The 22,263-nt window shown below is 73.3% G+C and carries 22 protein-coding genes; 12 read left to right on the top strand and 10 right to left on the bottom strand.

What is annotated here, in order from left to right:
- The first annotated feature begins 44 nt into the window (after positions 1-44).
- Positions 45-1,478, top strand: a complete 1,434-nt coding sequence (locus tag ACFFIC_RS17835) for a M16 family metallopeptidase (RefSeq protein ID WP_377052780.1) — start codon at positions 45-47, stop codon at positions 1,476-1,478.
- Positions 1,475-2,737, top strand: coding sequence for a M16 family metallopeptidase (locus tag ACFFIC_RS17830; RefSeq protein WP_377052778.1), 1,263 nt, complete (start codon positions 1,475-1,477; stop codon positions 2,735-2,737). Before ACFFIC_RS17835 ends, ACFFIC_RS17830 begins: the two co-directional genes overlap by 4 nt.
- 41 nt (positions 2,738-2,778) lie before the next feature.
- Here ACFFIC_RS17830 and ACFFIC_RS17825 read toward each other — a convergent pair whose 3' ends face one another.
- The 5 genes from ACFFIC_RS17825 to ACFFIC_RS17805 all read right to left on the bottom strand — a co-directional run bounded on the left by ACFFIC_RS17825 (position 2,779) and on the right by ACFFIC_RS17805 (position 7,743).
- Entirely contained in the window at positions 2,779-3,552 is a 774-nt protein-coding gene (locus ACFFIC_RS17825; protein WP_456306942.1) for a superoxide dismutase, read from the bottom strand.
- Positions 3,553-3,646: 94 nt separating this feature from the next.
- Positions 3,647-4,279, bottom strand: coding sequence for a hypothetical protein (locus tag ACFFIC_RS17820; RefSeq protein WP_377052776.1), 633 nt, complete (start codon positions 4,277-4,279; stop codon positions 3,647-3,649).
- The gene (locus tag ACFFIC_RS17815) at positions 4,276-5,379 is read right to left on the bottom strand and encodes an ABC transporter permease subunit (protein WP_377052774.1); all 1,104 of its coding nucleotides are present in this window, start codon (positions 5,377-5,379) and stop codon (positions 4,276-4,278) included. The genes ACFFIC_RS17820 and ACFFIC_RS17815 overlap by 4 nt, the downstream gene beginning before the upstream one ends.
- A gap of 26 nt (positions 5,380-5,405) precedes the next feature.
- Positions 5,406-6,449, bottom strand: a complete 1,044-nt coding sequence (locus ACFFIC_RS17810; RefSeq protein ID WP_377052772.1) for an ABC transporter substrate-binding protein — start codon at positions 6,447-6,449, stop codon at positions 5,406-5,408.
- Positions 6,450-6,546: 97 nt separating this feature from the next.
- Positions 6,547-7,743, bottom strand: a complete 1,197-nt coding sequence (locus ACFFIC_RS17805) for an ABC transporter ATP-binding protein (protein ID WP_377052770.1) — start codon at positions 7,741-7,743, stop codon at positions 6,547-6,549.
- Positions 7,744-7,863: 120 nt separating this feature from the next.
- Here ACFFIC_RS17805 and ACFFIC_RS17800 point away from each other — a divergent pair, with 120 nt between their 5' ends.
- Positions 7,864-8,889 (top strand): enoyl-CoA hydratase/isomerase family protein, encoded by a 1,026-nt coding sequence (locus ACFFIC_RS17800; RefSeq protein ID WP_377052768.1) that lies wholly within the window; start codon positions 7,864-7,866, stop codon positions 8,887-8,889.
- A gap of 144 nt (positions 8,890-9,033) precedes the next feature.
- On the opposite strand, the gene ACFFIC_RS17795 is transcribed toward ACFFIC_RS17800, so the two are convergent.
- The 3 genes from ACFFIC_RS17795 to ACFFIC_RS17785 all read right to left on the bottom strand — a co-directional run bounded on the left by ACFFIC_RS17795 (position 9,034) and on the right by ACFFIC_RS17785 (position 11,619).
- On the bottom strand, positions 9,034-9,372 hold the full coding sequence (locus ACFFIC_RS17795) for a c-type cytochrome (protein WP_377052766.1): 339 nt from the start codon (positions 9,370-9,372) through the stop codon (positions 9,034-9,036).
- Positions 9,372-10,712 (bottom strand): PQQ-dependent sugar dehydrogenase, encoded by a 1,341-nt coding sequence (locus ACFFIC_RS17790; protein ID WP_377052764.1) that lies wholly within the window; start codon positions 10,710-10,712, stop codon positions 9,372-9,374. Before ACFFIC_RS17790 ends, ACFFIC_RS17795 begins: the two co-directional genes overlap by 1 nt.
- A gap of 388 nt (positions 10,713-11,100) precedes the next feature.
- Positions 11,101-11,619 carry a chalcone isomerase family protein gene (locus tag ACFFIC_RS17785; protein ID WP_377052762.1) on the bottom strand — a complete coding sequence of 173 codons (519 nt, stop codon included), beginning with the start codon at positions 11,617-11,619 and terminating at the stop codon, positions 11,101-11,103.
- A gap of 76 nt (positions 11,620-11,695) precedes the next feature.
- On the opposite strand from ACFFIC_RS17785, the gene ACFFIC_RS17780 reads away from it, so the two are divergent.
- Positions 11,696-12,727 carry an ABC transporter substrate-binding protein gene (locus ACFFIC_RS17780; protein ID WP_377052760.1) on the top strand — a complete coding sequence of 344 codons (1,032 nt, stop codon included), beginning with the start codon at positions 11,696-11,698 and terminating at the stop codon, positions 12,725-12,727.
- 51 nt (positions 12,728-12,778) lie between these two features.
- On the opposite strand, the gene ACFFIC_RS17775 is transcribed toward ACFFIC_RS17780, so the two are convergent.
- Entirely contained in the window at positions 12,779-14,104 is a 1,326-nt protein-coding gene (locus ACFFIC_RS17775; protein WP_377052920.1) for an MFS transporter, read from the bottom strand.
- Between the two features lie 30 nt (positions 14,105-14,134).
- Here ACFFIC_RS17775 and ACFFIC_RS17770 point away from each other — a divergent pair, with 30 nt between their 5' ends.
- Positions 14,135-14,281, top strand: a complete 147-nt coding sequence (locus ACFFIC_RS17770) for a hypothetical protein (protein WP_377052758.1) — start codon at positions 14,135-14,137, stop codon at positions 14,279-14,281.
- Between the two features lie 63 nt (positions 14,282-14,344).
- Here the strand turns inward: ACFFIC_RS17770 and phnD (ACFFIC_RS17765) are convergent, their stop codons facing one another.
- Positions 14,345-15,307, bottom strand: coding sequence for a phosphate/phosphite/phosphonate ABC transporter substrate-binding protein (phnD, locus tag ACFFIC_RS17765; protein ID WP_377052756.1), 963 nt, complete (start codon positions 15,305-15,307; stop codon positions 14,345-14,347).
- A gap of 231 nt (positions 15,308-15,538) precedes the next feature.
- Here phnD (ACFFIC_RS17765) and ACFFIC_RS17760 point away from each other — a divergent pair, with 231 nt between their 5' ends.
- Genes ACFFIC_RS17760 through glpD form a run of 7 tightly spaced genes read left to right on the top strand, consistent with a single transcriptional unit; the run spans position 15,539 to position 22,260 of the window.
- Positions 15,539-16,330, top strand: a complete 792-nt coding sequence (locus ACFFIC_RS17760; protein ID WP_377052754.1) for a DeoR/GlpR family DNA-binding transcription regulator — start codon at positions 15,539-15,541, stop codon at positions 16,328-16,330.
- 46 nt (positions 16,331-16,376) lie between these two features.
- Positions 16,377-17,228, top strand: coding sequence for an HAD-IIB family hydrolase (locus ACFFIC_RS17755; RefSeq protein WP_377052752.1), 852 nt, complete (start codon positions 16,377-16,379; stop codon positions 17,226-17,228).
- Positions 17,225-18,325, top strand: a complete 1,101-nt coding sequence (gene phnD, locus ACFFIC_RS17750) for a phosphate/phosphite/phosphonate ABC transporter substrate-binding protein (RefSeq protein WP_377052750.1) — start codon at positions 17,225-17,227, stop codon at positions 18,323-18,325. The genes ACFFIC_RS17755 and phnD (ACFFIC_RS17750) overlap by 4 nt, the downstream gene beginning before the upstream one ends.
- Entirely contained in the window at positions 18,322-19,089 is a 768-nt protein-coding gene (phnC, locus tag ACFFIC_RS17745; protein ID WP_377052748.1) for a phosphonate ABC transporter ATP-binding protein, read from the top strand. The genes phnD (ACFFIC_RS17750) and phnC overlap by 4 nt, the downstream gene beginning before the upstream one ends.
- Positions 19,086-19,880 carry a phosphonate ABC transporter, permease protein PhnE gene (phnE, locus tag ACFFIC_RS17740; protein WP_377052746.1) on the top strand — a complete coding sequence of 265 codons (795 nt, stop codon included), beginning with the start codon at positions 19,086-19,088 and terminating at the stop codon, positions 19,878-19,880. The genes phnC and phnE (ACFFIC_RS17740) overlap by 4 nt, the downstream gene beginning before the upstream one ends.
- Positions 19,877-20,752 carry a phosphonate ABC transporter, permease protein PhnE gene (gene phnE, locus ACFFIC_RS17735; RefSeq protein WP_377052744.1) on the top strand — a complete coding sequence of 292 codons (876 nt, stop codon included), beginning with the start codon at positions 19,877-19,879 and terminating at the stop codon, positions 20,750-20,752. The genes phnE (ACFFIC_RS17740) and phnE (ACFFIC_RS17735) overlap by 4 nt, the downstream gene beginning before the upstream one ends.
- Positions 20,752-22,260, top strand: a complete 1,509-nt coding sequence (gene glpD / locus ACFFIC_RS17730) for a glycerol-3-phosphate dehydrogenase (protein WP_377052742.1) — start codon at positions 20,752-20,754, stop codon at positions 22,258-22,260. Before phnE (ACFFIC_RS17735) ends, glpD begins: the two co-directional genes overlap by 1 nt.
- Positions 22,261-22,263 lie beyond the last annotated feature (3 nt).

The following is a 22,263-nucleotide window of genomic DNA, read 5'->3' as shown; positions in this document are numbered from 1 at the left end:
GCCCGGCCATTCTCCAGCGCTTGTTCGCCCCCCACATGCCAGGAATGCATCCCCTGACCCGTCGCGCCGCGTTGGCCACCGCAGCCGCGGCGCCCGCTGCCCTGGCCGCCCGCGCCCATGCGCAAGCCGCCGCGGAACCCATCGCCACGCCGGCGGCCACGCCCATCCCCGTCGACCGCCCTCTTTTCGGCGCCAACCTCTGGCGGATGCCGAACGGCCTCCGCGTGGCCCATGTCGGCACGCGCGGGGCGCCGGTTGTGGCGCATTACCTGTTCTATGGCGTCGGCGCCGGGGATGATCCCCAGGGCAAGTCCGGCCTAGCCCACTTCCTCGAGCACATGATGTTCAAGGGAAGCGCCAGGGTCGCCGATGGCGAGTTCTCCCGCCGCGTCGCGCGCGAGGGCGGGCAGGACAACGCCTTCACCTCCCGCGACGTCACCGCCTACCACCAGACGGTGGAGGCGACCCGCCTCGCCCTCGTCGCCTCCATGGAGGCCGACCGCCTGCGCGCGCCGCTTTATCCCGCGGCAACCGTGGAGCCCGAGCGGGCCGTGGTGCTGGAGGAGCGCCGCCAGCGCACCGACAGCTCCCCCCGCGCCCGCTTCCGCGAGGCCTTCGACGCCGCCATGTGGGGCCGCCAGCACTGGCGCGGCCGCCCCATCATCGGCTGGGCCGACGAGATCCGCGCCCTGACGCGCGACGACATCCTGGAGTTCCACCGGCGCTGGTACACCCCCGCGAACGCCGTGCTGGTGGTGGCCGGCGCGGTGGACGAGGCCGCGCTGCGGCGCGTGGTGGAGGACGAGTACGGCGGTGCCGAGGGCGCGCCCGCCACCCCCCGCCGGCGTGCCGAGCCCGCCCCCGCCCCGCTGGAGGGGCGGATCATCCGCAACGACCCGGGCGTGCGGGAAGCGCAGATGCTGCGCGCCTGGATCGCCCCCACCCTTACCTGGGGGCGGGACGGCGCGGGGATGGAGCACGCCATCCCGCTGGAGGTGCTGGCCCATCTGCTGGGCGGCGGGCCGGGTTCGCGCCTGCACCGCGCGCTCGTGCAGGGCGGCCTCGCCGTCGGTGCCGGCGCCGGCTACGACAGCGACGAGCTGGGCGCGGCCGCCTTCGGCCTCTTTGCCACGCCGCGCGGCGACACCGCCCCCGCCAAGGTCGAGGCCGCGATCGAGAACGAGATCGCCGGCCTGCTGGATTCGGGCGTGACCGCGGAGGAGGTGGCGCGCAGCCAGCGCCAGCTCACCGCCGGAGCCCTGCTCTCGCTGGACGGCCTGGGCGCCGCGCCGCGCCTGCTGGGCGGCGCGCTCTCCATCGGCCTTTCGGCCGATGCCGTGGAGCACTGGCCCGCCCGCATCCGCGCCGTGACGCCGGATGCCATCATGGCCGCCGCCCGCGCGGTGTTCACCCATCCCTCCATCACCGGCTGGCTGCTGCCCGAGGGCACCCGCGCGCCCATGAACTCCGCACCGTGAGCGGCACCATCCCCAGCGGCTTCACCCTGCCCGTGCAGGTGGTGGAGGCGGCCGGCGTGACCGCCTGGCTGGCCGAGGACCACGCGGTTCCGGTCATCTCCTTCTCCTTCTCCGTCCCCGGCGGCGCCTCGCTGGACCCGGAGGGGCGCGAGGGCGCCGCCGCGCTGGCCGCCGCGCTGCTGACGGAGGGCGCGGGGGACCTCACCGCCTCCGCCTTCCAGGATGCGCTCCGCGACGCCGCCATCTCCGTCTCCTTCTCGGCGGACCGGGACGAGTTCTCCGGCAACTTCCGCTGCCTGACCGACGCGCTGCCGGATGCCACGCGCCTCGCCCGCATGGCGCTTTCCGCGCCGAGGATGGAAGCGCCCGACGTGGAGCGGGTGCGCGCCCGCGCGATCGCCGGGGCGCGGCAGGTGCTGGAAAGCCCGCGCGGGCAGGCCGGCCGGGTGTTCTGGGCCAGCGCCCTGCCCGGCCCCTTCGGCCATCCGCCGGGCGGCACGGCCGAGAGCATCGCCACCCTGCCGGCCGAGGTGCTCCGGGGCGTTCCCGCCCGGCAGTTCCGCCGTGGTGGCCTCTGCGTCGCGGCCTCGGGCGCCATCACGGCGTCCCAGTTGCGGGACGTGCTGCTGGCGCTGTTCGGGGACTGGCCGGCCGAGGCTCCTGCCGCCCTGCCGGCCCTGCCGCCCTTCGCCGCGCGCGGCGTGCGGGTTGTGGGCATGGACAGCCCCCAATCCTCCGCCGTGTTCGGCCATGCCGGGCTGGCCGTGGACGATCCGGACTGGGAGGCGGCGGGCGTGGTGATGCGCGTGCTGGCGGGCGGCGGCTTCTCGTCGCGCCTGATGAACGCGGTGCGCGTTGAGCGCGGACTGGCCTATGGCATCAATGCCGGCCCCGAGCCCGTGGCCGGGCGCAGCGTGATCGTGGGCTCGGTGGCCACGGAGAACGCCCGCATGGCCGAGACGCTCGCCGTGCTCAGGGCCGAATGGGCGCGCATGGCGGGCACGGGGCCGACGGAGGACGAGCGCGAGGAGGCCATCGCCTATCTCACCGGAAGCCAGCCGCTGTCCTTCACCTCCACCCGGCAGGTGGCGGGCATCCTGCTCGCCCTGCAGCGGAACAAACGCCCGCTGGACTGGCTGGCCAACCGCCCCGCACGCCTCGCCGCGCTGTCGCGGGACCGGCTGGCCGAGGTCGCGGCGCGGCTGCTGCGCCCGGAAGACCTGGCCGTGACGGTGGCAGGCCGGCCGGAAGGGCTATAGGCGGGAGGAGGGGAACACCCCTCCCCCGGCCCCTGCGATCCTCAGAGCGTCAGCGTGCCGGCCTTGGCGGCCGCGTAGCGCTCGGCGACCTTGTTCCAGTTCACCACGTTCCACCAGTTCACCAGGTATTCCGGCCGGCGGTTCTGGTACTTCAGGTAATAGGCGTGCTCCCACACGTCGTTGCCGAACAGCACGCGCTCACCCTCGAACAGGGGGGTGTCCTGGTTGGGACGGGTGGTCAGGGCCAGCTTGCCGTCGCGCGCCACGGTCACGAAGACCCAGCCGCTGCCGAAGCGCCCGGCGCCCGCGGCCATGAAGTCCGTCCGCATCTTGTTGAAGCCGCCGAGGTCGCGCGTCATGGCCGCGTCCAGCTCGCCGGTGGGCACGGCGTTCGGGCCGCCCATGACCTGCCAGAACATGCTGTGGTTGGCGTGGCCGCCGCCGTTGTTGCGCACGGCCGTGCGGATGCTTTCCGGCACCTCGTTCAGCTTCGACAGCAGCTCGTGCAGCGGAAGGGCGGCGAGCTGGCCATGGTCCTTCAGGGCGTTGTTCAGGCCGGTGACATAGGCCTGGTGGTGCAGGTCGTGATGGATCTGCATGGTCTGGGCGTCGATGAAGGGCTCGTTCGCCGTGGCGGCATAGGGCAGCGGCGGCAGGCTGTGCGGTCCGGCGGCGGCCGGCGCCATGGGCGTGGCCGGAACCTGCGCCGGTGCGGGCGACGGCGCCGGGTTCTGCGCCTGGGCTGATCGGGTCATGGCGGCGGCTGCCAGGGCGGGCAACCCGGCCAGGACAACGCGGCGGAAGGCTGAGATCACGGCGCGGGTCTCCCTGTCTGGAGGCGCGCTGGCCGCGCCCCGATCGTAAGTCGCCCCGCCGCCCGCAGTTGCCGCGGCCAGGGGGCATCCCTGATCATGCCGTTCCGCTTTTCGGCCGGGCGAGAAGGGCGAGGAGCAGCATCCCCAGCACGACCAGCACGGACAGGATGGGTGCCGCCGTGACCGGCGCGCCCGCCTCCAGCATCGCGGCCACCGTGCCCTCCCCCACGGACAGCGCGAAGGAAAGCGCCGCCCCCGCCGCGAGCGCGGGCAGGAGGCGCGGGCGGAGGATGCGGCGCGCGGCCAGGTCCGGCGTGGCGCCGCAGGCCTGCGCGGCGCGGAACAGGGCCGGGTCGATGCGTCCCAGCGCCGCCATCACCAGCCCGGCCACCAGCGGCGCGCCGAGAAGGACGTGCCACAGGACGGTGCCGGGAAGGCCGCCGGTCTCCGTGCGCTCGCCGGCCAGCAGCAGCGCGGCGCCGGGCAGCACGGGCGGCAGCAGCAGGGGCAGCGCGACCAGGGCGAAGGCCGCGCCGCGGCCGCGGAAGCGGGCGTGCAGGCCCATCCCCGCGGCGCCCCCCAGTGCCGTCGCGGCCAGGGCCGCCACGGCGGCGGCAAGCAGGCGGGGGAGCAGGGGCGTCCCCTCGCCCGTCCCTCCCGCAAGCAAAAGGGCGGGAAGCGGGGCGAGCAGCGCCAGCAGCAGCGCGGCCGCGGCAAGGCGCCTCATGCCGCCCTCCCCCGCCGGCGGATCAGCAGAACTCCGGCCACCAGCAGGGCGGGCAGCAGCAGCAGGGCGGCCAGGGCTCCGGCCTCGCTCCATCGTCCCGCGCGCGCGGCATCGGCCAGGGCCTCGGCGGCCAGGGGCTCGTCCGGCAGCAGGGCGGCCGGCACGGCCAGCGCCCCCAGCGCATGGGCAAAGACCAGCGCGGCGCCGGCCGCGAGCCCGCGCCGGGCCAGGGGCAGGCGCACGCGGCGCAGCACGGTGGCCGGCGGCACGCCCAGCGCGGCGGCCGCGCGCGGCAGGCGGGGCCCGTGGTGACGGAGCGCGAGCGCCACCGGCAGCACCATCAGCGGCAGGAGGCCCAGCACCAGGGCCGCGAAGGCGGCGGCGGAGCCGGGCAACAGCAGGGCGCCCCAGCCCGTCGCCCGCGCGCCTTCGCCCGCCAACAGGGGCAGGGCGGTGGCGGCCGAGAGAAGGGCGGCGCGGCCGGGCGGCGCCTCGGCGATCCAGCGCGCGAGCGGCCAGGCGAGCACCAGGCAGGCCAGCGTCGCCAGCCCCGCCGCGGCGACGCCGCGCAGAAGGGCGGTGCGGGCGCGGGCGCCCTCCGGCGCCTCCTCGAAGCCTCCCGCCGTGCGGCGCAGGCCCAGTGCCGCGAAGAGGTGGAAGCCCGAGACGCCCTCCCCCGCCCGGCGCAGCGCGGCCCAGCTTTCCGCCTCCGCCCAGGCGGGCTGCGCGACCAGCACGGAAACGGCGCGGGTGGTGCCGGTCTCGGCGGCCACGCGGGCGGTCTCCGGCAGCACGCCGCGCAGTGCCGGCACGTCGGCGGCCAGGCGCGCGTCGGCGCGCGCCATGGCGTCCTCGCCCGCGGGCCCGGCTGCGCGGAGGGCGGCGAGGTCCGCGGCCAGCGTCTCGAAGGCCATGTCGTCGGGAAGCCCCTTCCCTTGCCAGTGGCCGAGCACGCGCAGGGTGCGCGGCAGGGCCGGGGACACCTCCGACTCCAGCACGGATTGCCAGAGCAGCAGGCCCAGCGGAGCCACGGCGCCGACAAGAACGAGCAACACCAGGGGAATGGCCAGCAGGGCGGCCTTCAGGGGATCGGGCTTCACGCAGGTGGTGCTCTCAAGAAAAGGAATCAGCCGGTCAGCCAGGCGGAGAAGCGGCGCTCCAGCCGGTCCAGGTTGTGGTGCCAGAAACCGTCGTCGATGCGCAGCGCGCCCCGGGCGTTGTCCGGCGCCGTCGGAAGGTTGGCCAGGATGTCGTCGGCCAGCCCGTCCTCGGCCCCCCGGGCGGTGACGCCGTAGGGGATGCGCGGCGGGAGCCCGGCCTGGATCGCGGGATCGCCCACGAAGCGGAGAAAGGCCAGTGCCCGGTCCCGGTTCGGGCTGCCGCGCAGGATGGCCCAGCTGTCCTGCGCGATGAGCTGCCCGGCCCAGACGGTGCCGAGGTCGGCGGCGTCGTCGCGGTTCGCGACGTCGATCCGGCCGTTGTAGGACACCGCCATCGTCACCTCCCCGGCGGACAGCATCCGGGGCGGCTCGCTCCCCTGCTCCCACCAGCGCAGCGCCGGGCGGATCGCCTCCAGCCGGCGCAGCGCGCGGTCCAGCCCGGCGGCGGTGGCCAGCGCCGGATAGACGCCCTCCGGCGCCACGCCATCCGAGAGGAGGGCGATCTCCAGCGTGGTCTTGGCGCCCCGGCGCATGGCGCGGCGGCCGGGAAAGCGGCCGGTGTTGAAGAAGTCGGCCCAGCCATCGGGGGCGACGCCGCCGCGGCGATAGGCCAGCACGAAGCCGTAGAGAATGTTGCCCACGCCGCAGTCGCTCAGCGCGCCCGGGACGTAGTGCGCGGCGCCGCCCACCTGCTCCGGGCGGATGCGCTCCAGCAGGCCCTCGTCGCAGCCCAGCAGAAGCTCGTCTCCCTCCAGCTGCACGATGTCCCAGCGCGCGGTCTGCTCGCGGCTGCGGAGCACCTCCATGCCGCCGTCCCAGGTTTCCTCCAGCAGGCGCAGGCCGGTGGCGCGCTGGAAGGGGCGGAACATCACCTCGCGCTGCGCGTCCTGATAGGCGCCGCCCCAGGAGACGACGGTCAGGTCCCGCGCCTGGGCCCGGGCCGGCCGGCCCGACAGGGCAGCGGACAGCGGGGAGGTGGCCAGCAGCCTGCGCGTGATGCGGCGCGTCATCGCGGTCCCCCGCCCCTTCTGGTCTGCACCGCAGCATAGAGCAGCACGGGCGGGCCGGGCACCCGCCGCGCGGCCATCCCTGCCTTTTCCGCCCCCCCTAGCCCCCCGCGTGGACGCGGGCAGCCGAAAGGTCCCAGGCGATGGAGGCCTCGCCGCCCGTCTCCGGCAGAGGCAGGCCGATCGGGCGATGCACCAGCAGCTCGCCCCCTTGCCCGATCAGCAGGCGCAGCCGCAGGTGGTCCCCGGCGAAGCGCGCCTCCAGCAGCCGGGCCGGCACGGCGTCCCCACCCAGCTCGGCGGGCGACAGGGGGGCCACGGCCACGCGCTCGGGCCGGATCACCAGGGTGCAGCGCCCACCCGCCTGGGGCGAGCCCTCCGCCCCGATGACGGGCAGCCCCACGGCACCCAGGCCGCAGTCGAGCCGGACGTGGCATGCTCCGTCCTCGATCGACACCACGGTGCCGGACAGGCGGTTGCACGGCCCGGTGAGGGCGGCGACCACCGGGTCGGCCGGGCTGTCATACAGGTCGCGCGGCGTGCCCCATTGGCGCATCCGCCCCGCTTCCAGCACCGCCACGCGGTCGGACAGCGCCAGGGCCAGCGCCGCGTCGCGCGTCGCGTGCAGCACGGTCAGGCCAAGCTCCGCGCGCAGGCGGAGCAGGTCGGCGGCCAGCGTGTCGCGGTCCTCCGCCTCCAGGGCGCGCAACGGATCGTCCAGCAGCAGCAGCGACGGGGCGTGCACCAGGGCGCGCGCCAGGGCGACGCGCAGCTGCTGCCCGGGCGGAAGGGCGGCGGGCCGGGCGGCGCCGAGGGAGGCCGGGATGCCCCAGCGGGCCAGCATGGCCAGGGCGCGCTCCTCGCCCTCGGCCCGGGCGGTGCCGCGCGCCTCCAGTGGAAAGGTGACGTTGCCCAGCACGGTCATGTCCGGGAACAGGTCGGGCTGGGTGGAAACCAGCCCGATGTCGCGGCGCCAGGGCGGAAGGCGGGCGACCCGCTCGCCCTTCATCAGCACCTGGCCGGCATCGGGCTGGATGAAGCCGGCGGCGATGTCGATGGCAACGCTCTTTCCGGCGCCCGCGGGCCCCAGCAGGGTGGCGACTTCGCCGCGCCCCACGCCCAGTTCCAGCCAGGACAGGGCCGGGGTGGCGCCTTGGCCGGATTTGCGGATGCCCTCGAAGGCGACCAGGGCCACCGCCATTGCGGCGGGCATGGCCGGCTGCGGCGCCGAGCGCGCGGCGCCCTCGCGGCCGAACACCGTGCCCTCGGTTCCGAAGCTCACCAGTTGCCGCGCCATGGGGGTCCTCCAGGGCGGGCAGCCATCGCGGGGCGGGGCGGCGGTGTCAACCGGGGCCGCCTTGCCGGCCGGGCGGGCGGCCGCTACGGCGGAGGAAGAGCGCAACGGGAGACGTAGGGAATGGACCAGGCAGCGGAACCCAGCGTCGTGGCACGGGTGGAGGGCCGGGCCGGCACCATCCTGATGAACCGCCCGCGCGCCCTGAACGCGCTCGACCAGGAGATGATCGACCGGCTGGCCGAGGCCGCCGCCCGCTTCGCGGCCGATCCGGCCGTGGACCTCGTGGTGCTGGAGGGCGCGGGCGGCCGTGCCTTCTGCGCGGGCGGCGACGTGCGCGCCATCCGCGCCGCCGCCCTGGCCGGGGACGGCGCGACGATCGAGCGCTTCTTTGCCGGGGAATACGCGCTGAACCGCCTGATCGCCGAATACCCCAAGCCCTGGATCAGCCTGATCGACGGCGTCTGCATGGGCGGGGGCATCGGCGTTTCCATTCATGGCAGCCACCGGGTGGTGACGGAGCACGCCCTGCTGGCCATGCCGGAAACGGCGATCGCGCTGTTCCCGGATGTGGGCACCTCCTTCGTGCTGCCGCGCCTGCCCGGCATGTCCGGGGCCATGGGCAAGTGGCTGGCGCTGACCGGCGCGCGGCTCCAGGGTGCCGAGGCCGTGGAGGCCGGGCTCGCCACCCACCACGTGCCGCGCGAGCGCCTGGCCGCGCTGCGCGAGGCCCTGCTCTCGGGCGATGCGGCCGAGGTGGAGCGCCACGCCGCCGCCGTGCCGCCGGGCCGGGTGGAGGCGCAGCGCGCCGCGGTGGAGCGCGCCTTCGCCCCCGGCGACATGGCCTCGGTCACGGCGGCGCTGATGGCGGAGAACACGGACTGGGCGCGGGCGCAGCTGGCGGTGCTGCACCGGATGTCCCCCACCTCGCTGGCGGTGACGATGGAGCTGCTGCGGCGGGGGGCCGGGATGGAGCTGCCCGCCTGCCTCGCGATGGAGCTGGCCCTGACCCGCGCCGTGACCCGCCATCCGGACTTCGCGGAGGGCGTGCGCGCCGTGCTGGTGGACAAGGACAACGCGCCCCGCTGGTCTCCGCCCACGATGGGCGCGGTGGACCCCGCCGCGGTCCGGGCGATGTTCGGGGGGTGAAGGGAGCCGGCACTGCGTCGCGCCCACCGGGCATCCGGCACCATGCCGCCGGGCCTGGGCCGGAGCGGAGTTCCCCGCCCTCTACGCGAACCAACGAGCCCCGGTGGTTCCGCCCCTTCCAAGTGGGCGGAACCGTTGGGCGTGTTACCGGCCCGGGATCGTCGCCGTAACCTCGATCGCCGCGTACCAGGCCGCGAGATCGGTGATCTGCCGCTCGGTCAGTTCCCGGGCCACGATGTTCATCTGCTCGTTCTGGCGCTTGTTCTCGCGATAGGCCCGGAGCTGCGCCGCGACATAGGCCGGGTTCTGCCCGGCCAGGTTCGGCGCCTCGGGCAGGGTGGCGATGCCGTCCCGCCCGTGGCAGCTCGAGCAGATGCCGGCGGCCAGCCGCCGGCCCGCGCGCGGATCGCCCTCCTGCGCCCGTGCGGGGCCGGTGGCCGCTCCCGCCAGCAGCAGCATCGCCAGGGCCGCTCCCCGCCGCATCAGCGCCTGCTTCGGTTGTAGGAGATGCGGTAGACGGCGCCCGCCATGTCGTCCGAGACGAGCAGCGAGCCGTCGCGCAGCACGGCCACGTCCGCGGGGCGGCCGAGATACTCGTTGGTCTCGTCGTCCAGCCATCCCTCCGCGAAGGGCTTGTGCTCCTTCACCGAGCCGTCCGGGTTCAGCAAGGTCACCATCACCCGCGCGCCCACGGGCTCCGTGCGGTTCCAGGAACCGTGCTGCGCGCTGAAGATGGCCCCGCGGTATTCCTCCGGGAACATGCGCCCCTCGTAGAAGGTCAGGCCCAGGTCGGCGGCGTGGTTCTGCGTCTCGACGACAGGGAGGACGGCGTTCGCCGGAGGCTGGCTGTCCGCGTATTCCCGGGTGCGCACATTGCCGCCGCCGAACCAGGGAAAGCCGAAGTTCTGCCCCGCGGCGGTGCTGCGGTTGATCTCGCCGGGCGGGGTGTTGTCGCCCATGCCGTCCACCTGGTTGTCGGTGAACCACAGCTCGCTGGAATTGGGCCGGAAGGCGATGCCAACGGAATTGCGGACCCCGCGCGCATAGACCTCGCGGTTCCGGCCGTCGCGGTCCATGCGGATGATGCCGGCCATGCCGGCGCGGTTGAAGATCTCCATCTTGGCGGGAAGCGGCACGTTGAAGGGCTGGCCGAGCGAGATGTAGAGCTTGTTGTCGGGCCCGATGCGGCAGACCCGCGCGCCGTGGTTGAAGCTCTCCTCCGCGGCGGGGATGAGCTGGCCCTGCGGCACCACCACCTCCGCCGCCACGTCCGGGCTCTCGTAGAAGAATTCCGCGGCGGGAAAGGCGATGACCCGGTTGTGCTCGACGACGTAGAGGATGCCGTCCGGCGAGAAGCACAGCCCGTTCGGCACGGAGAAGCCGATCGAGGGCGCGAAGACCTTCACCTCGTCGGCGATCCGGTCGCGGTCGCGATCCGTCAGCGCCCAGACCCGCGTCTTGCGGGTGCCGACGAAGACCACGCCGCCGGCGCCGATGGCCATGTGCCGCGCGTCCGGCACCACGGCGTAGAGATCGATCCGGAATCCCTCGGGCAAGCGGATGCGCTCGAGGTTCCTGCGCAGCGCGTCCGCGCGGCGGCCTTCCTGGGGCACCGTCTCGATCTGCAGGGAGGCGCCGGTGGTGCGGAACTGCTGCAGCCGCTCGAGATTGTCCTGCTGCCCTTGCACCTGGCCTTGCATCTGGCCCTGCACTGGGCCCGGCGTCGGTGGGCGGACGGAGGGCGACGTCTCCCCCGGGATGGAGCCGCCCGTGTTGGACGGGGCGCCACGGCCCGGCAGGGGCTGCTGCTGGGCCAATGCCATCGACGCCACCGAAGCGAGCAACAACCCGGCGCCGAACAGAAATGCTCTACCTTGCACGAGCGTACCTCCCTTTTTTGGGTCACCGTGTGACCGGCATGGAAAGGATGCGCGGGTCGCCGCGGGGGTGGCGATGACATAGCCGTGAAAGTGGTTCCCCCTCCGCCGTTTCAGGCCAATGGAACGGCGCGGCCCGTCCCGGGCCGCAGGTCGGAAACGCTCGTGGTCGTCCCCGCCCGCATCGGCCCGCAACGGGCGAGCGCCTCAAGGCGCGGCATGGTGTTCGACGAGGCGCCCCGGAGCCGCCGCCCGTCCGCCTTGCGTTCGTCGTGCCTGCCGTTCACCCCAGCCAGCGGCCGTTGCGGGCATCAAGGCTGGACCTCGCGGCCCCTCAGGCCTGACCCAGCAGCCCCCGCCGCAGCCCCGCGCTTTCGGCGTCGGGGCCGATGAAGCTGCGCAGCATCATGGCCCCGTTCCCCGCGCTGACCACGGCCGGCGCCTCGCCGGAATAGGCGATCTCCGTGCGGTCGGGCAGAAAGAGCCAGTCCTCCACCTGCCCGGCCGGCAGGTCGCGCAGCCGGGCGCGGAAGGCGGGCGGCATCTCGCAGTTGCAGCCGTCGCGGAAGCCGTCCTCCCAACCGCCCACCAGCCGTGCCTTGGGCACGGGCACCGCGTAGCGCAGGCGCAGCAGCTTGGTGCCGCCGGAGGCGATGATGGCCTCGGCGTCCGAGTTGCGCCGTTCGAGGTAAAGCCAGCCGCGGAACACCTCCACCAGCAGGAAGCGGCGCACCCCCGTGCCGTTCAGCACGAGGCGGCGGCCGGCCACCTGCAGTTCGGAAGGGGCTTCCTGGGCGAGGGCCGGGGCGGCCAGCAGCAGCAAAGGCAGGGGGGCAAGGGCCCGGCGCGGCACGGAACCTGCCTGGAACCGGTCAAGGGCGGCTCCGCCCGCCCCAGCCACGCCATCCTCCGGGAGACCGTCTCGCGCCATGCCCCTCATCCTCTCTCGCCGCGCCGTCGCGGCCGGCTCCCTCGGGTTTCTCGCCGCGCCCGGCATCCTCCGCGCGCAGGAGCGGCAGCGGGTCCGGCTCGTGCTGAACTTCGCCGTAGATGGGTCCACCGCGCCGTTCTACCACGCCGAGGCGCGCGGCTACTTCCGCAAGGCCGGGCTCGACGTGCAGATCGACCCCTCCAACGGCTCGGGCGACGCCATCACGCGGGTGGCCTCGGGCACCTACCAGTTCGGCGTGGGCGACCTCTCCACCCTGTCGGAATTCGCCGCGCGCCAGCCGGAGAACACGCCGCGCGCCGTGATGGTGCTGCAGAACCGGTCTCCGCAGGCCGTGATCAGCCTGAAATCCGCGGGCATCGTTTCGCCGCGCGACCTGGAGGGAAAGGTGATCGGCAACGGCGTCTCGGACGGGGCATCGCGCATGTTCCCGGCTTTCCTGAAGATCAACGGCGTGGACGAGGCCAAGGTCATGCGCCGCCAGGTCACGGCCCAGCTGCGGGACCAGATGCTGCTGACCCGGCAGGTCGCGGGCGTGACGGGCTTCGACTACACGACCTGGTTCAACATCAAGGCCAACGGGACGCGGCTCGAGGATGTGAGCTTCCTTCCCTACGCCGACCACGGGATCGACAGCTACGGAAACTCGATCCTGGCCGGGCAGCCTCTCATCCGGGACAACCCGGATGCCGTCCGGCGCTTCCTGGCCGCGGCCACCCGCGCCTTCCGCGACGCGGTGGCGGACCCGAAGGCGGTGGTGGCGACCATCGCCGCACAGTCGGCCCTGATCGACGCGGCACTGGAGGCGGAGCGCCTGACCTGGCTTGCCCGGCGCCAGATCCTGACCCCCGCAACCCGGGCACGCGGCATCGGGGACGTGGAGCCATCGCGCCTGGCGGATACGATCAGCACGGTGGCCAGCGGCTTCGGCCTGGCCCGCGCCCCGGCGCCGGAGGAGGTCTATGATGGCCGCTTCCTGCCCGCGCGGGAGGCCAGGATGCCGCCGGGCTAGTCCCGCCCCCGCCCATCGCCATTCCCGTCCCCGGGCATCAATCCGTGGGCATCAATCCGCGGGCGCGCCCGCCTCCTGGCCGCGGGCGCGCGGCGCCACCTGGGGCACCAGCAGCGCCAGCAGCAGCGTGATCGCCCCGGTGGCCAGCACCGCCCAGAAGGTGAGGTGCAGGGCCCCATCCAGCGCGGCCCGCACGGCGCCGTTCACGGCCGGGGCCGCCGCGCCGGCGGCTGTGCCGCCATGCTCCAGCAGCGGCCGGATCGCCTCGAAGTCGATCCCGCCGGCCGTGCCGCCCTGGCGCGAGAGCGCGATGTTCAGCACGCCCCCCAGCACCGCGGCCCCCAGCGCGCTGCCGAGGTTGCGGGAAAAGACGTTCGACGCCGTGGCCGCCCCGCGCTCCGCCCAGCCGACGCTTTCCTGCACCATCACCACGGCGGAGACGCTGAGGAAGCCCATTCCCAGCCCCATCACGAAGGAGCCCGCCCCGGCGAACCAGGGGGAGGAACCGGGGCCGAGCACCACGAAGGCCAGCGACCCCGCCGGCACCAGCACGGCCCCGAGCAGCAGGCAGGCGCGCAGCCCGAAGCGCCCGAAGGCCCGCGCCGCGATCGTGGCCCCCACCGGCCAGCCGAACACCATGACCGTGAGCGTGAAGCCGGCCACGAGCGCGGAGCGGCCCATCACGGCCTGCACGTACATGGGAAGGAAGGTGGTCAGCCCGATCAGGGCCATGCCGCTGAACAGCACGGTGGCGTTGGAGGTGGCGATGGGACGGCGCAGCCAGAGGGCCACATCGAGGATGGGGTCCGCCGCCCGCCGCTCCTGCCACAGGAAGGCGACGGCGCAGGCGAGGCCCGCGAGGAGCGACGCGATGGAGAGCGCGCTGCCGGGATCGGCCGTGGCCACCATCACGCCGGCCACGGCGAGGGTGAGAAGGATGGCGCCGGCGGCGTCCACCGGCTGCTTCTCGCGCGATACGTCCTCGCGCAGGTAGAGGGCGAAGCCGGCGGCGGCGATGATGCCGATGGGAAGGTTCATCCAGAAGATCCAGGCCCAGCTCGCATGGCCGATGATCACCCCGCCGACGAGCGGCCCCGCGACGGAGGAGATGCCCCAGACGCTGGCCAACCATCCCTGGATGCGGGCCCGTTCCTGCACGGAGTAGAGATCGCCGACGATGGTCAGGGAGATCGGCTGGATCGCCCCCGCCCCGATTCCCTGCACCAGCCGGAAGGCGATCAGGGACGGAATGGACCAGGACAGGCCGCAGAGCACCGAGCCCAGCAGGAAGATCGCGATGCCCCAGAGCATCACCGGCCGCCGGCCGTGGATGTCGGCCAGCTTGCCGAACACCATGGTGGTCGCGGTCTGCGCCAGCAGGAAGGAGGCGAAGACCCAGGAGTAAAGGTGGAGGTCGCCCAGCTCCCCGCGATCTGCGGCATGGCCGTCGAGACGATGGTGGCCTCGATCGCGATCATGAACATCGAGGCCATGACCGAGGCCAAGACCAGCGGACGGCGCAACTTGGGGGGGCTCGGCATCGGCGGGAGTTAAGGCCGAATTCTGTGGAGGGAAACCAGCGCGCCCGTCAATAAGCGGGGAGCCCCGGCCGCGGCATCAGTTCCGCCGGCGCCGCTCCGCCGCCTCGGCCCGGCGCATGTCCACGAACACGGCGTAATCCTCGTGCTTCGTGGGCAGCCAGCCGATGGCACTGCCGCGCTCCACGGCCTTGTGGATGTCGGGATGGGCACGGGGCAGGGCCAGGTGGAAGTTCACCATGTCGCGCTTGAAGTCCGCCGGCAGGTCGCTCCGCACCACGATGGGGCCGTTCTGGATGGGGCGGGAGCGCCAGATGATGCGGATGTCGCGCATGTTCAGCAGGTTCTTCTCCACCGCCGCCGTCAGCACGCCGCGGGAGAAGCCCTTGCTTTCGTCGCCCTGGCCGGAGGACCAGCAGACCCCGGCGTCGTACTGCTTCTGCAGAACCGCCACGAGCGCCTGGTCATGCCCGCCGGCGAAGCCCGTCCGGCCAAAAAAGGTTTCCGGCACGATTCCCGCGGCGCGCAGTTCCGCGCGCGGGATGAGGTAGCCCGAGGCCGAGTTGGGATCGGACCAGGCCATGGCCTTGCCGCGCATCTCCTCCAGCCTGGTGATGCCGGAGTCGGCGCGCGCATACATCAGGGCGACATAGCTGGTGCTGCCGTCCGGTTCCTGCGTCACCAGGATGGGCTCCACCCCGCCATTCGTGTCCAGCCAGACGCCGGCATAGGCGGCGGGGGACATGTTGGCGATCTCCAGCGTCTTCGCGGCGAAGGCCTGCTGCACGCCGGAATAGTCGGAAGCGAAGAACATGCGGGTGGGGACGCCGAAGGTGTCCTCGAACAGCTTGCGGTAGCCCTCGTAGCGGCCGAGGCGGTCGCTTTCCGATTCGCCCCCCAGCACGCCCAGGCGAAGCTGCGGCACCTGCGCCGCCCATGCGCGGCGCCCCGGTGCCGGCATCGCGGGCGCGGCGGCCGGTTGGGCACGCGCGGCCATCGGCAGCAGGGCGCCGGCGGCGATCAGGGGGCGGCGGCGGATCATCGGGCGGCTCCGGAAGGCTGCGTTCCACTCCAGCCTGTCATGCCGCGAAGGCTGCGGCCAAGAGGGACGGCCAAGCGGCCGCCCGGGGCGGGACGGCCAAGCAGCCGCCCGGGGCGGGACGGCCAAGTGGCCGCCCGGGGCGGGACGGCCAAGTGGCCGCCCGGGGCGGGACGGCCAAGTGGCCGCCCGGGGACGGTTGCGTGCCCGTCGCCACCCGATCACCCTGGTGTCATGGCAAGGCGGCAGGATGGCGCGCCGGGGAAGGATGCGCGGCATGCCGCCATTCTCCAGGCGCTGAACACGGACCCGACGGTGCGGATCAGCGCACTCGCGGCGCGCTTCGGCGTGTCCGGCGAAACGGTGCGGCGGGATGTGGAGGAGCTTTCGGCCAAGGGCGCGGTGCGGCGCACCTATGGCGGCGCCTCCGTCACCCATGCCGGCATCCAGCCCGACCTGCTGGCGCGCGAGGCCATGGCGGGTCCCGAGCGCGCGCGGATCGGCGCCGCCGCCGCCGCCCTGGTGGAGCCGGGCGCCGTGGTGATGGTGGATGCCGGCAGCACCACATCCCGCTTCGCCCGAGCCCTGGCGGGGCGTGGGGCTGCGGCCACCATCATCACCAACAGCCTGCCCGTCGTCTCCGCCGCCGGGGAGGCGCCGGGGCTGCGCGTGCTGGTCGCCCCGGGTGAGTTCTACGCCGCCGAGCGCGCCCTCTACGGCGCCGAGACCGACGCCTTCCTGCGCCGCTTCTCCGCCGACATTGCCCTGATCGGCGCCTCCGGCCTTTTGCCGGAAGGACCGACCGATGCGGAGAGCCGGGCCGCCTGGGTCAAGCGCGCCATGCTCGATCGCGCGCCGAGGCGGGTGCTGCTGCTCGATTCCGGCAAGTTCGGCCGGGGCTACCTGGAGCACGTGGCCGACCTTTCCGCGCTCACCGACCTGGTGACGGACGCCCCCCCTCCCCCGCCGCTCGCCGCCGCCCTGGTGCGTGCGGGCGTGGTGGTGCACGTCGCGAAAGATGTTTGACCTTCCACATCACTGAGTGGCATTCTCCACATCAATGGGAGAGAACATGCCGGCGCCAGCAGGAACGACCACGCCCCAGCCGGCCGCGCTCTCCGCCGCGCCGCCCGCGCACCTGGCCGCGCTCCGCTTCGTGCTGACCGACATCGACGACACCCTGACGGAGGAAGGACGCCTGCCCGCCCTGGCCTATTCGGCCATGGAGGCGCTGTCCGCGGCCGGCCTTTCCGTGATCCCCGTCACCGGGCGCCCGGCCGGCTGGTGCGACGCCATCGCCCGGCAATGGCCCGTCGCCGCCGTGGTGGGGGAGAACGGCGCCCTTTGGTATGCCGAGGACCGCAGGGCCCGCCGGATGATCCGGTGGCACGCGCAGGACGAGGCCGCGCGGCTGGCCAGCCACGGCCGGCTCATGGCGCTGGCCGATGCCGCCATCGCGGCCGTGCCGGGCAGCGCGCTCTCGGCCGACCAGCCCTTCCGCCTCTTCGATGCCGCCGTGGACTTCGCCGAGGATGCCGGTCCGCTGGGCCTGGAGGATGCAGCCCGCATCGCCGCCGTCTTCGAGGCGGGGGGCGCGCAGGCCAAGGTGTCCTCCATCCATGTGAACGCCTGGTTTGGAAGCTGGGACAAGCGCTCGGGCATCGAGGCGTTGTTCGCCGCGCGCTTCGCCCCCCTCGCCTCGGTGATCGGGCAGGCGGCGTTCCTGGGCGACAGCCCGAACGACGCCCCCCTGTTCGGCGCCATTCCCTTTTCCGTCGGCGTGGCCAACGTGGTCCCCTACCTGGACAGGATCGCGGCGGCTCCCGCCTATGTCACGCGCGCCCCGGGCGGGCGCGGCTTTGCCGAATTCGCGGAGGCCCTTCTGGCCGCGCGCCAAACAATGACGGAGGAGAACGCAGCATGAGAAAGACCCTTCTCGCCACCCTGCCGGCGGGGCTGCTCGCCCTGATGGCGCTGCCGGCCATGGCCCAGGCACCGGCTCCGGCTCCGGCGGCCGGCTGCTTCCGTGGCACGCTGGACGAGGGCTATTGCGACGAGAACCGCGACATGGTCGCGGACACGCCCGATGCCGCCCGCCAGCGCGATCCCTCCACGCTCGTCTTCGCCTATACGCCGGTGGAGGACCCCGCCCTCTACGCCAGCCAGTTCCGGCCGCTGATCGACCACCTGACGCGCTGCACGGGCAAGCGCACGGTGTATTTCCAGGTGACGAGCAACGCGGCGCAGGTCGAGGCCATGCGGTCCGGCCGGCTGCACATCGCGGGCTTCTCCACGGGGCCGACCGCCTTCGCCGTGAACCTCGCGGGCGCCGTGCCCTTCGCGGTGAAGGGCGGGCCGGACGGGTTCGAGAGCTACCGCGTGCTGATGCTGGTGCGCGCCGACAGCCCCTATCGCACGCTGGCCGACCTCAAGGGCAAGCGGGTGGCGCATACCTCGGCCACCTCCAACTCGGGCAACCTGGCGCCGCGCGCCTTCTTCCCGGGCCTGGGGCTGAACCCGGAAGCCGATTACCGCGTCCTTTATTCCGGCGGGCACGACCGCAGCGTGATGGGCGTGAACGCGGGCGACTACGACGCGGCGCCGGTGGCGTCGGACGTCTATTCGCGCATGGTCGCGCGCGGGCAGGTGAAGGGCGAGAACTTCCGGGTGATCTGGCAGAGCGACCCCTTTCCCACCTCCTCCTTCGCGATGGCGCATGACCTGCGGCCGGAGCTGCAGGCGAAGATCCGCCAGTGCTTCCTCGAATACCGCTTCCCGGAATCGATGGCGCGCGACCTCGGCGGCAATGACCGCTTCTGGCCCGCGACCTATGCCGAGCAGTGGGCCCCCGTGCGCGCGGTGGCCGATGCGGTGAACGCGCCCTACAGCCGCGCGGCCTTCGACGAGGAGAGCCGCCGGGAGCTTGAGGCGGAGGCACGGCGCAACGCCGCGCGCAACGCACCCCAGACCCAGGGGGCGACGCCGCACGCCACCCCGCAGGCGGCGCCGCGCCAGCCATGAGTGCCGCCCTCGACATCCGCGGGCTCACCAAGGAGTACGTGCGCGACAAGCCCGTGCTGCGGAACCTGGACCTGTCCATCGGGGCGGAGGGGATCACGGCCATCATCGGCCCCTCCGGCACCGGCAAGTCCACGCTGCTCCGCTGCATCAACCGGCTGGTCGAGCCAACCAAGGGCGAGATCCGGCTGACGGGTGCCGGGGGCTCCATCGACATCGCGAAGCTGCGGGGGCGGGGGCTGCGCCTCGCCCGGCGGCGGATCGGGATGGTGTTCCAGGAGTACAACCTCGTGGAGCGCCTCTCGGTCATGGAGAACGTGCTCTGCGGGCGGCTGGGCTATGTGCCGCTCTGGCGGGCCTGGCTGCGGAAGTACCCGGAGCAGGACATCGCCCGCGCCTTCGCGCTGCTCGACGCCGTGGGGCTGCCCGAGCACGCGACGCGGCGGGCCGACGCGCTCTCGGGCGGGCAGCGGCAGCGGGTTGGGATCGCCCGCGCCCTGATGCAGCGGCCCGACCTGCTGCTGGCGGACGAGCCGACCTCCTCGCTCGATCCCCGCACCTCCGTGGAGGTGCTGGAGATGCTGACCAAGCTGGCCGCGGCGGAGGGCGTGCCGGTGATCATCAACATCCACAACGTGGCGCTGGCCAAGCGCTACGCGAAGCGCATCGTCGGCATGCACGAGGGCGCCATCATCTTCGACGGCCCGCCCGAGGCCTTGCAGGACGACCACCTGCGCCGGATCTACGGCGGCGAGGACTGGCTGTGAGCGACGCCACCCTTCCCGCCCCGCGCCGCACGCCCTTCGCGCCGGAATGGGGGATGCGGGTGCTCGGCCTGCTGCTGATCGCCTACCTGATCTACGCCTCCACCCAGCTCGACCTGGGCCTCGGCCGCTTCATCACCGGACTGGGCGAGGGCGGGCGGTTCCTGGCGCGCATGTTCCCGCCGAACTTCGAGCGCTGGGAGCTGCTGCTGGAGGGCATGATCGAGAGCATCCAGATCGCGGTGCTGGCGACGGTGGGCGGCATCATCCTCTCGCTCCCGCTCGGGCTGATGGCGGCGCGCAACCTGTCGCCCTGGTGGGTCTCGGGGCCGGTGCGGGCCTTCATCGCGGTGTGCCGCAGCCTGCACTACGTGATCGTGGCCATCCTGTTCGTGAAGGCGCTCGGCTTCGGGGCGCTGGCCGGGGTGGCCGCGCTGATCGTGGCCTCCGTGGGCTTCGTGGCGAAGCTGTTCGCCGAGGCCGTGGAGGAGATCTCCATGAAGCAGGTGGAGGCCGTGCGCTCCACCGGCGCCTCGGGCATGGCGGTGCTGCTCTACGGCGTGCTGCCGCAGGTGGCGTCGCGCTTCGTGGGCTTCGGGCTCTATCAGCTCGACAGCAACCTGCGGAACTCCACGCTGGTTGGCGTGGTGGGGGCGGGCGGCATCGGCGGCACGCTTTTCGCGGCCTTCAAGCGGTTCGATTACGACTTCGTCTCGGCCATCCTGATCACCATCATCGGCCTCATCCTGCTCGCCGAGCTGGTGTCGGGCCGCATCCGGGCGGCAATGCAATGAGCGCCGCCAAGGGCGGCAACGCAATGAGCGCCGCCAAGGGCGGCGACGCAATGAGCGCCGCAACCGGCGACACGCTGGCACCCCTGCGGCGCGAGTGGATCCGCCACACGCCGGCCGAGCGGCTTGTGCGCTGGGCAATGTTCCTGGCCGTGGTCGCCGCCGTGGTCTGGGCGGTGCGCACGATCGACATCATCCCGGAGTTCCTGGCCGACGCACCCGAGCAGATGGCGGACCTCCTGGTGCGGATGTGGCCGCCCGACCTCGCCTACTACCCGCGCACCGTCCATGCCGCGCTGGTCGAGACGCTGCACATCGCGACGCTGGGCACGGTGATCGGCTTCGCCATGGCCATTCCGCTGGCGCTCATGGCGGCCCGCAACATCTGCCGCGTGCCCGCTCTGAACGCGCTGGCGCAGGTGGGGCTGGTGGCGTCGCGCTCCGTGAACTCGCTCGTCTGGGCGCTGATCTTCGTCGCGGTTTTCGGGCCCGGCGCGGCGGCGGGCGTCTTCGCCATCGCGTTCCGCTCCATCGGCTTCGTCGGCAAGCTGCTGGCCGAGGCGCTGGAGGAGATGAACCCCGGCCCGCGCGAGGCGCTGCGCGCCGCCGGCGCCCCCTGGGGGGCGGAAATGCTGAAGGCCGTCTGGCCGCAGATCCGCCCGGCCTTCTGGGGCGTCGCCCTGTTCCGGTGGGACATCAACGTGCGCGAGAGCGCCGTGCTGGGCCTCGTCGGCGCGGGCGGCATCGGGGTGGTGCTGGAGGACGCGATCAACTTCTTCCAGTGGGACCAGGTGGCGACCATCCTGCTGGCCATCCTGGCGGTCGTGCTGGTCGCCGAGATCGTGGTGACCCGCGTGCGGGCAAGGCTTCTCTGATGAACACTTCCTTGAATCGGCCGGACAGCGTCGATCTTCTCGTCATCGGCGGCGGCGTGAACGGCGTCGGCATCGCGCGCGACGCGGTGGGGCGCGGCTTCTCCGTCATGCTGGTGGAGCGCGGCGACATCGCGGAGGCGACCTCCTCCTCCTCCTCCAAGCTCATCCATGGCGGCATCCGCTACCTCGAGACCTACGAGTTCCGCCTGGTGCGGGAGGCGCTGGCCGAGCGCGAGGTGATGCTGTCCATCGCGCCGCACATCGTCTGGCCCATGCGCTTCGTGCTGCCGCACCGGCCGGAGATGCGGCCGCGCTGGATGATCCGCGCGGGGCTGTTCCTGTATGACCACCTCGCCAGCCGCAAGTCGCTGCCGGGGAGCGAGGCGCTGGACCTCGACCGGCTGCCGCAGGGCGAGCCGCTTCGCCAGCCGCAATTCGCCCGCGGCTTCGCCTATTCGGACTGCTGGGTGGAGGACAGCCGCCTCGTCCTGCTGAACGCGCGGGACGCCGCCAACCGCGGCGCCACCATCCTGCCCCGCACGGAGTTCCTTCGCGCCGAGCGCGGCGCCGAGGCCTGGACCGCCACCATCCGCGGCCCGGACGGGCAGGAGCGCGCCGTGCGGGCCCGCGCCATCGCCAATGCCGCCGGCCCCTGGGTGATGGGCGCGCAGAATGCGACGGGCACGGCGCTGGAGGGGCGCGTGCGGCTCGTGCGCGGCAGCCACATCGTGGTGCCCGCGCTCTACCGGGGCGACCAGGCCTATATCCTGCAGAACGACGATCGCCGCGTGGTCTTCGTCATTCCGTACGAGCAGGATTACTCGCTGATCGGCACCACGGACGTGCCGCACGACCCCGCGCAGGGCAAGCCGCACTGCACGCCGGAGGAAGCCGCCTATCTCTGCGAGGCGGTGTCCCGCCAGTTCCGCAACCCCGTCTCCCCCAGCCAGATCGCCTGGACCTATTCCGGCGTGCGGCCCCTGCACGACGACGGCTCCGACAATCCCTCCTCCGTCACGCGCGACTACACGCTGGCGATGGACACCAAGGGGGCCCCGCTGCTGTCCGTGCTCGGCGGCAAGATCACGACCTATCGCCGCCTGGCCGAGGACGCGGCGCGGCAGATCGGGCGCGCGCTGGGCCGCCAGGGCACGGACTGGACCGCGCGCGCGGTGCTGCCGGGCGGCGACTTCGGGGGCATGTCGCGCGCGGCCTTCACCGAGAGCATGGCGTCGGCCCATCCCTGGCTGGAGCGCCCCTTGCTGGACCGCCTGATCCGCACCCATGGAAGCGAGCTGGAGCGGGTGATCGACGGCGCCACCTCCATCGAGGCGATGGGCGGCGACCTCGGCGGCGGCATCACGGCGCGGGAGCTGGAATGGATGCGCGCCCGCGAATGGGTGGTGGCGCCGGAGGACGTGCTGTGGCGTCGCACGAAGCGCGGGCTGCACATGAGCCATGAGGCGCGCGAGGCCTTCGCCGCGCGGTTCGAGCGGGTGGCGGCCTGAGGC

The sequence above is a fragment of the Muricoccus vinaceus genome (assembly GCF_042433125.1).
Taxonomy (GTDB): domain Bacteria; phylum Pseudomonadota; class Alphaproteobacteria; order Acetobacterales; family Acetobacteraceae; genus Roseomonas; species Roseomonas vinacea.
Note: the sequence above shows the minus strand (reverse complement) of the source record. Positions and strands in the feature narration are given on the sequence as shown.